The following is a 7,643-nucleotide window of genomic DNA, read 5'->3' as shown; positions in this document are numbered from 1 at the left end:
GCTCGAGGCGATGGAAGAACGGCAGGTCACGGCGGAAGGCATTACCCGTGACTTGCCGGACCCGTTCTTCGTCATCGCCACCCAGAATCCGGCCCACCAGATCGGCACCTTTGCCTTGCCGGAATCACAACTCGATCGTTTTCTGATGTGCCTCTCGCTCGGCTATCCGGACGCAACTGCCGAACGCGCACTGCTGATGGGTGAAGACCGGCGGGTTCTCCTGAAATCGATCTTGCCTGTGATGCAACCGGCCGAATTGATCGAAGCGCGACAAGCATTGAAACAAATTCATACATCAAGCAAACTGATCGATTACGTGCGGGCGCTGGCCCACTCATCGCGCCAGAGCGGCCTGTTTGCCGAGGGCATGAGTCCGCGTGCAGCAATTGCATTGCTACAGGCTGCGCGCGCCTGGGCAGCGCTGGAAGGCCGCAATCACGTAATTCCGGAAGATGTCCAGGCGGTGCTGGTACCGGTCGCCGCGCACCGCATGCGACCGCTCAAATCGCATAGCGGCAGCGCCCTTGGTGGCCGCGACCTGGTGCTGCAACTGATGCAATCAGTCGCAGTTTAGGGCGCTGTACATTATCACCCCGGCCTGCTCCGCCCACCTATGCTGACATCGCTACGCAAAAAACTCCGGCATTGGCTCAACCAGTCTTTGTTTCAACTGCGCGCAGCTGAGCCGGGCGAGGTATTCCTGAACCAACGTCGGGTGTTCATTGTGCCGAGCCGGCCCGGACTGGCATTTGCCGTTAGCCTGCTGCTGCTGTTCCTGGCATCCATCAACTACAACCTCAGTCTCGGTTTTGGCTTGACCTTTCTGCTGGCAGCATGCGCCATCATCGACATGCATCTTACCTTCCGCAACCTGGCCTATCTGCATCTGCGCACAGGCAAGACGGCTCCTGTTTTTTCAGGCGAAGACGCAATATTCGAGCTGCAAGTGATCAATCGCCGTAAACATCCGCGCTACGCGATCCGCCTTGGCTTCGTCGGCGCTGATCTGCCGGCGCTGGAACAGCCCCTTGACGTTGCTGCGCATGCGACCAGCAATGTCACGCTAGCGGTCACCACGAGCCGTCGCGGCTGGCGCGCCGCTCCCAGGGTCCGGCTGCAAACCAGCTTCCCGCTTGGCCTGCTGCGCGCTTGGAGCTATTGGCAGCCGGATTGTCGGGCGTTGGTTTATCCGCAACCGGAATCGTCGGCATCGACACCGCCGCTGCCGCTGGCACCAATGGCAAGAAGTGACGGCAGCGGCTCTGCCGGACACCAGGATTTTGCCGGCATCCGCGCCTATCAGTCGGGTGACTCGCTCAAGCACTTCGCCTGGCGCCAAATCGCCAGACTGGATACGGACGACGATGCCAAACTGATCGTCAAGCAATTCGAGGGCGGCGCGCTGAGCGATCTGCTGATCGATTACGTCGCGCTGCCCTACGGCATGGACATCGAAGCCAAACTGTCGCGCATGACGCGCTGGATACTGGAAGCGGAAGCGCGACAGTTGCCCTATGCATTTCGTCTTGGCGAGACGCATTACGAGGCCGCGCTAGGCCCCCTGCATCGGCAAGCCTGCCTACGCGCACTGGCCTTGTATGGAGACGCAACATGACGACAACCCCGGTCCAGCATCTTAAAGCCGAATTGGAAAGTACGCAGATTTTCCGCAACACCAGCGCTTACCTGCACAACCTGCCGCGTGACAAAAGCGACACCTTGCTGCTGCTATGCGCCTGCGCCATGTTGCAGCTGCCACACTTTGTGCATCTGTCATGGTGGACCTCGGCAATCTGCAGCGGCTTGCTGTTGTGGCGCGCCGCGATCACCATGCGCGGCCAGCGATTGCCACCGATGTGGCTACTACTGCCGCTGGCGATGTTGTGCATGGGCGGTATATATCTCGACTTCCACACACTACTCGGCCGCGATGCCGGAGTGGCGATGCTGGTGCTGCTGCTGACCTTCAAGCTGCTGGAGATGCGCGCCCGGCGCGATCTGTTCGTGGTACTGCTGCTGAGTTTTTTTCTGTTGTTGACTACATTTTTCTATTCGCAATCGCTGTCATCGCTGCTGTGGATGATCGTCACACTGTTGCTGATCCTGACGACGCAACTGTCATTTCAGTATATCGGCGTCCAGCCGCCGCTCAAGCAACGCCTGCGCCTGGGCAGCATGATGCTGGCCATGGCGCTGCCGTTGACGCTCACCCTGTTCTTGCTGTTCCCACGCATTCAAGGTCCTCTCTGGGGTCTGCCGGGTGATGCCCACGGCGGCCGCAGCGGCTTGTCGGACAGTATGTCGCCGGGAAATATCGCGCAGCTTGCCTTGTCCGACGACATCGCTTTCCGGGTCAAATTTCTCGACCCGCAACCGCCGCCCTCCAAGCTGTACTGGCGCGGCGTGGTGCTGACCCATTTTGACGGCAGAACCTGGACCCCGGGTTTGACAAGGCGTGTTGCCGTCGATAGCGACAGCGCAGCCGCGGCGATTGCGCCACGGTCTGCGGCAACATCTGTACGCCAGCAAATCACGATGGAACCCAACGGCCAGCGCTGGCTATTCGCGCTCGAAACACCGCAAATGCCACCGCGGCTTGATGGAATCTCAACCAGCATGACTGTCGATCACCAACTTCGCGCCGCCCGTATGATTGGTGATCGGATTCGTTACGATGTGGTTTCGAACCTGGCACCGCCGGTAGCTGACCACAACGATCGGGCCGAGCTCCAGCAGGCGCTGGCTCTGCCGCCAAACGTCAATCCACGCAGCAGAGAATTTGCTGCCGACCTGCGCGCAAAAGCGCCCAGCGAGCGCGCCCTGGTGGCGGCGGTATTGCATTTCTTCCGGAGCGAAAATTTCAGCTATACGCTGGAGCCACCGCTACTTGGACGGGATAGCGTCGACGACTTCTTGTTTTCCAGCCGCGCCGGTTTTTGCGAACACTACGCCAGTTCATTTGTTTTCCTCATGCGTGCAGCCGGGATTCCGGCGCGCGTGGTCACCGGCTATCAGGGTGGCGAGACCAATCCGGTCGATAAGATGATGACGGTACGCCAATCCGATGCACACGCCTGGGCCGAAGTCTGGCTGCCGTCGCAAGGCTGGGTACGCGTCGATCCAACCGCAGCAGTCGCACCGAACCGCGTTGAAACCCAGCTAAGCAACGTGCTGCCGCGCTCATTCTTCGGTCGCCTGCTCGGACCGGCGCTTGGCAAAAGCAACTGGTGGTCGGCATTGAGTGAGGCCGCATTGATCGCGCGCGCCAATTGGGAGGCGTTAGGCAACAGCTGGAATCAATGGGTTCTCAATTACACACCAGCACGCCAGCAAAGTTTCATGCGCTGGCTAGGCTTAGGTGAATTCGACTGGCGTAGTCTGACGCTACTGATGTTCGCTATCGGTGCCGTGGCAACAGGCTCGGTAACACTGCCTTTACTGCTGGCACGAAACCGGCGGGATCGACTCGATACATTATACTCGGCACTGTGCACCCAGATGGCTAGACGCGGTATCCCACGTCAACAGTACGAAGGGCCGCGCACCTACGAAAGCCGTCTGTGTGCAGCTGATTCGCCGCTGTCGCCTGCGACAAAAAATGGGGTCTCACGTTTCATCAGTTTGTACGAAACCTTGCGTTACGGCGCCGACTATGGCGACGCTCACGACAAGAAAAATATTCCGCCAGCGTCTTTGATGGCGCAACTAAAATTACTGCTCTCCCAATGTCGATGAAATCTTCCGCAGGTCTCCATAAAATCGCTCAACTTTGCACCCTCGCACTGGCGCTCTCGATCTATCCGGCCGCGCAAGCTCAAACAAGCAATCAAAGCAAATCGCCATCGGCAAAAATACGTAAAGCCAGCAGCTCTGCCGCCGACGACGGCGAATTCGCCAACTTCGCAGAATGGAAAGAAGTCTCGGCTTTTATCGATCAAATGGTCCAGAAAAATGGTTTCGACAGAGACGACCTCGTCGCAACCTTTAATAAGGTGCGCTATGTCGACAGCGCAATCAAATTAATGAGGCCGGCACCAGCAAGTAAGCCCAAAAACTGGGCAGCCTATCGCGCGCGTTTTGTCGAGCCGGCACGCATCAAGGCCGGGGTGGAATTCTGGACTACCTATGCCGACGCATTAAAGCGCGCAGAATCGCAGTATGGCGTGCCAGCCGAAATCATCGTCGGCATCGTCGGCGTTGAGACCGTGTATGGCCGCAATGTCGGCAATTTCCGCGTGATGGATGCGATTACAACGCTCGCTTTCGACTATCCCAACACACCTACGCGGGATGCCCGCATGGCGTACTTCCGAGGCGAACTGGAAAACGCACTGCTGTTTGCGCGGGAATCGGGGATCGACCCATTTAGCTTGCTGGGTTCATATGCCGGCGCTATCGGCTGGGCACAATTCATGCCGAGCAGCATTCGCCAGTATTGCGTGGATTTTGACGGCAACGGCAAGGTGGACCTGCGCAACTCGCCCATCGACGCCATCGGCAGCATTGCCCATTATTTGTCAGAGCACGGCTGGAAAACCGGTATGCCGATCGTATTCCCGGCGACATTGTCGACCGACACCAGCGCCGAAAATCGCTGGCAGGCTTTCATCGGTCAAGGCCTGGAGGCAAAATACTCACTGGATGATTTGATGGCTGCCGGCGTGGTGCCAACAGTGCCGCCACCGGCCGAGCCGAGCTACGGTCTGATCGATTTGCAGAATGGACAGGGAGCCACTGAATATTGGCTCGGCACAGATAACTTCTTTGCCATCACCAAGTACAACCGCAGCTTCTTTTATGCCATGTCGGTGGTTGATCTGGGGCGCGCTGTGCGTGTCGCCCGCGATCAGCAATGACAGCTTGAAAGCCGCTGTAACCGGCAACCTTGGTGATAACCGCTTGGCGTAAGGTTCATCAGCGGAACTTTCTTCCGGCAGCGTATAGATAGTGCAGTGCGGGCATTTCCTAGACGTTGCTTACACTGAACTCAACCTCGACGGTTTCATCGTTGGCAGTAAGCCAGATCTGCGCGTCCTGAATCGTGCATTGCAGCTGCATATTGCGTTGTGCCAGCTTGCTCAACGCTTCGCTGCTGGCAGCGCTGATATTGATGACCGTCAGGTTGCGCGCACGCGCCACCTTGGAGCTGATCTGATTCCACCAGATATGGCTAGTGCTGCTATAGCTGTAGACCACCACCTGCGCAGCACGTCCGCAGGCTTTGAGGATGCGTTTTTCATCCGGTTGGCCGACCTCTATCCATAGGTCGATGGCGCCGGTAAGATCCTTCGCCCACACATCTGGCTCCTCGGCATCCGACAACCCCTTGCCGAAAGTCAGCGTAGCCGATGCATGGCGGGCAAACGCCAACAAGCGTACCATCATGCGCTCGTCGGTTTCAGACGGATGACGGGCAATCGTCAATGCATGCTCTTGGTAATAATGCCTGTCCATATCGGCAATTTGCAGATCGGCTTTAAAAATAGTTGCTTTAAGTGCCATAACGCCTATTGTTATATATAGTTGGATCAAACCCGATGTAACACGCTTACGGGATCGGAAGAATAACCTGATTTCTTCAATTCAGAGAACATATATGGCTTCGCCGCTGCTTTAACGGCAACCCCAAGGCAGCAACACAGATTTCTAAACAGATCAGCATTGCTGGCAAATAGATGACAAACTCAAAAATGAAAACTGCAACAACATCAGATCATGAAGTATTTTCCAGCGAAGTAATCGCTCACACAAAACTGTGGCTGGAGCGTGCCGTCATCGGCCTCAATCTGTGTCCGTTTGTCAAGGCGGTATTTATCAAAAACCAGATACGCTACGTCGTCAGCAGTGCCGAAACAGCGGAGGAATTGCTGGCGGACCTGGTCAGAGAACTCAATTACCTGCAGGAGGCAGATCCAGAGAAAACGGATACGACTCTCCTTATTCATCCGGACGCGTTGCGGGACTTCCTCGATTACAACGATTTTCTGGACGTCGCCGACGCAGCGATTGAAGAACTTGATCTGGAAGGAGAGTTGCAGGTGGCCAGCTTCCATCCCGACTACCAATTTGCAGATGCCGCAATTGGGGACATCGGTAACTATACCAATCGTTCGCCATATCCTACTTTGCATCTGTTGCGCGAATCGAGCGTCGAACGCGCGGTCGATGCTTTTCCAGAAGCATCCGATATTTTTAATAAAAATATGCAAACCTTGAATCGTCTCGGACTAGACGGTTGGAAGAGAGTATTGCAGCAAAGCGAAGACTAAGATTGGAACAAGAAATTCGACGCAACACCTACAGCAAAGTAGCACAAGCCATTTATTGGCACAAAAGCAACTAAATAGTGTCGTAAAACTGATTTTCCTTGTGTTTTTACGAAAAGTTACTAAATACTAATAGACATCGTAATAAGAAAATTTTAAATTGAGCTTGTGCAACTTATTTGTATATTTGGTCACTGAACAAAGGTTATCTTGCTTTGTGCAAATGTAATGTGTAATACGCTGTGCGATATAATTAGTTGTGTCGCGGTCCCATGAAGAAATAAACAGGGAGTTTCTTTATGACAACAAAACACTCAAAAATAGTATAAAATACGGCGGATTGTAATTTAGCCAATAAAACAGGAAGGTGCACTCCGTAATAGCTTGCCATGTATTACGTAATCACTCTCTATATATCAACTAGGATAATGGAATCAATCGATTATGAATATGAACACTACCCCCGACGCCCCCACCAGCAATAAGCTCGATGAGCAGGTGACTTATGACCCAAATCACTTACTTGATTCATTGATCGACAAATTGCACTTGAAAAATGATGCTGCTTTGTCGCGTTCGCTCGAAGTTGCGCCTCCGGTCATCAGCAAAATCCGTCATCGCCGCCTGCCGGTTGGCGCATCGCTGCTGATCCGCATGCACGAAGTGAGCGACCTCACTATTCGTGAATTACGTGCTCTGATGGGTGATCGTCGCGAAAAATTCCGTATCAGCGACAAGCAATTCAAGCCAAAAGATAAGATCGAAGCTGAAAAGCTGAAGTAATTTGGATGTCGGTTATGTCCCCGCCTAAAGTAGCATACTCCAAGGAGCATGCTACTTTAGGCGGGGAATACCCCTGTAGACAAGTAACGGTCACCACGATCGCACACAACGAATACGATCGTCGCATTTTCAACTTGCTGCGAAATCCTGAGTGCCACTTCGCACGCACCTGCTGCTGAAATTCCGCAGAAAATCCCCTCTTCGCTGGCTAATCTGCGTGCCATGTGTTCCGATGCGGCCTGACTCACCGATTCAATCTGATCGACTCGGGCACTGTCATAAATCTTCGGCAGATACGCTTCTGGCCATTTTCTGATTCCAGGAATTTGCGACCCCTCTTCTGGCTGCGCGCCGATTATCCGTATCTCTTGGTTTTGTTCCTTCAGGTATCTGGATACACCCATGATCGTGCCTGTGGTTCCCATTGCGCTCACAAAATGGGTAATCCGTCCTTCCGTGTCGCGCCATATTTCAGGTCCGGTCGTTTCATAATGCGCCAACGGATTGTCGGGATTGGCAAACTGGTCGAGAATCAGACCCTCGCCATCTTTCTGCATTTTCTCGGCCAGGTCGCGCGCATATTCCATGCCGCCA

The 7,643-nt window shown here is 54.6% G+C and carries 8 protein-coding genes; 6 read left to right on the top strand and 2 right to left on the bottom strand.

Features of this window, described 5'->3' with window-relative positions:
• The 4 genes from ACIQ0R_RS09555 to mltB all read left to right on the top strand — a co-directional run.
• On the top strand, window positions 1–574 hold a 574-nt coding region (locus tag ACIQ0R_RS09555; protein WP_395826549.1), incomplete at its 5' end, for an AAA family ATPase.
• Between the two features lie 39 nt (window positions 575–613).
• Window positions 614–1,615: a DUF58 domain-containing protein gene (locus tag ACIQ0R_RS09550; RefSeq protein ID WP_395826546.1), complete on the top strand. Its 1,002-nt coding sequence runs from the start codon at window positions 614–616 to the stop codon at window positions 1,613–1,615.
• Window positions 1,612–3,735: a DUF3488 and DUF4129 domain-containing transglutaminase family protein gene (locus tag ACIQ0R_RS09545; protein ID WP_395826544.1), complete on the top strand. Its 2,124-nt coding sequence runs from the start codon at window positions 1,612–1,614 to the stop codon at window positions 3,733–3,735. The genes ACIQ0R_RS09550 and ACIQ0R_RS09545 overlap by 4 nt, the downstream gene beginning before the upstream one ends.
• Window positions 3,726–4,856: a lytic murein transglycosylase B gene (gene mltB, locus ACIQ0R_RS09540; RefSeq protein ID WP_395826541.1), complete on the top strand. Its 1,131-nt coding sequence runs from the start codon at window positions 3,726–3,728 to the stop codon at window positions 4,854–4,856. Before ACIQ0R_RS09545 ends, mltB begins: the two co-directional genes overlap by 10 nt.
• A gap of 109 nt (window positions 4,857–4,965) precedes the next feature.
• Here mltB and ACIQ0R_RS09535 read toward each other — a convergent pair whose 3' ends face one another.
• Window positions 4,966–5,502, bottom strand: coding sequence for a YaeQ family protein (locus ACIQ0R_RS09535; RefSeq protein ID WP_395826539.1), 537 nt, complete (start codon window positions 5,500–5,502; stop codon window positions 4,966–4,968).
• A 188-nt stretch (window positions 5,503–5,690) separates the two neighbouring features.
• On the opposite strand from ACIQ0R_RS09535, the gene ACIQ0R_RS09530 reads away from it, so the two are divergent.
• Both ACIQ0R_RS09530 and ACIQ0R_RS09525 read left to right on the top strand, forming a co-directional pair.
• Window positions 5,691–6,269, top strand: a complete 579-nt coding sequence (locus tag ACIQ0R_RS09530; RefSeq protein WP_395826536.1) for a DUF1415 domain-containing protein — start codon at window positions 5,691–5,693, stop codon at window positions 6,267–6,269.
• Window positions 6,270–6,716: 447 nt separating this feature from the next.
• Window positions 6,717–7,049 carry a hypothetical protein gene (locus ACIQ0R_RS09525; RefSeq protein ID WP_395826534.1) on the top strand — a complete coding sequence of 111 codons (333 nt, stop codon included), beginning with the start codon at window positions 6,717–6,719 and terminating at the stop codon, window positions 7,047–7,049.
• Window positions 7,050–7,105: 56 nt separating this feature from the next.
• On the opposite strand, the gene ACIQ0R_RS09520 is transcribed toward ACIQ0R_RS09525, so the two are convergent.
• Window positions 7,106–7,643 (bottom strand): pyridoxal-phosphate dependent enzyme (locus ACIQ0R_RS09520; RefSeq protein ID WP_395826532.1); only part of this gene is annotated, 538 nt, incomplete at its 5' end.

This window comes from Collimonas sp. (assembly GCF_044339385.1).
In the GTDB taxonomy this organism is placed as follows: Bacteria; Pseudomonadota; Gammaproteobacteria; order Burkholderiales; family Burkholderiaceae_D; genus Collimonas.
The sequence above is the reverse complement of the archived record's forward strand: the minus strand, read 5'-3'. Positions and strand labels throughout refer to the sequence as shown.

Excerpts from the sequence above, each read along its gene's own strand:
- mltB (WP_395826541.1), top strand. The coding sequence starts at position 3,726 with ATGTCGATGAAATCTTCCGCAGGTCTCCATAAAATCGCTCAACTTTGC.
- ACIQ0R_RS09535 (WP_395826539.1), bottom strand. The coding sequence starts at position 5,502 with ATGGCACTTAAAGCAACTATTTTTAAAGCCGATCTGCAAATTGCCGAT.
- ACIQ0R_RS09550 (WP_395826546.1), top strand. The coding sequence starts at position 614 with ATGCTGACATCGCTACGCAAAAAACTCCGGCATTGGCTCAACCAGTCT.
- ACIQ0R_RS09525 (WP_395826534.1), top strand. The coding sequence starts at position 6,717 with ATGAACACTACCCCCGACGCCCCCACCAGCAATAAGCTCGATGAGCAG.
- ACIQ0R_RS09545 (WP_395826544.1), top strand. The coding sequence starts at position 1,612 with ATGACGACAACCCCGGTCCAGCATCTTAAAGCCGAATTGGAAAGTACG.
- ACIQ0R_RS09530 (WP_395826536.1), top strand. The coding sequence starts at position 5,691 with ATGAAAACTGCAACAACATCAGATCATGAAGTATTTTCCAGCGAAGTA.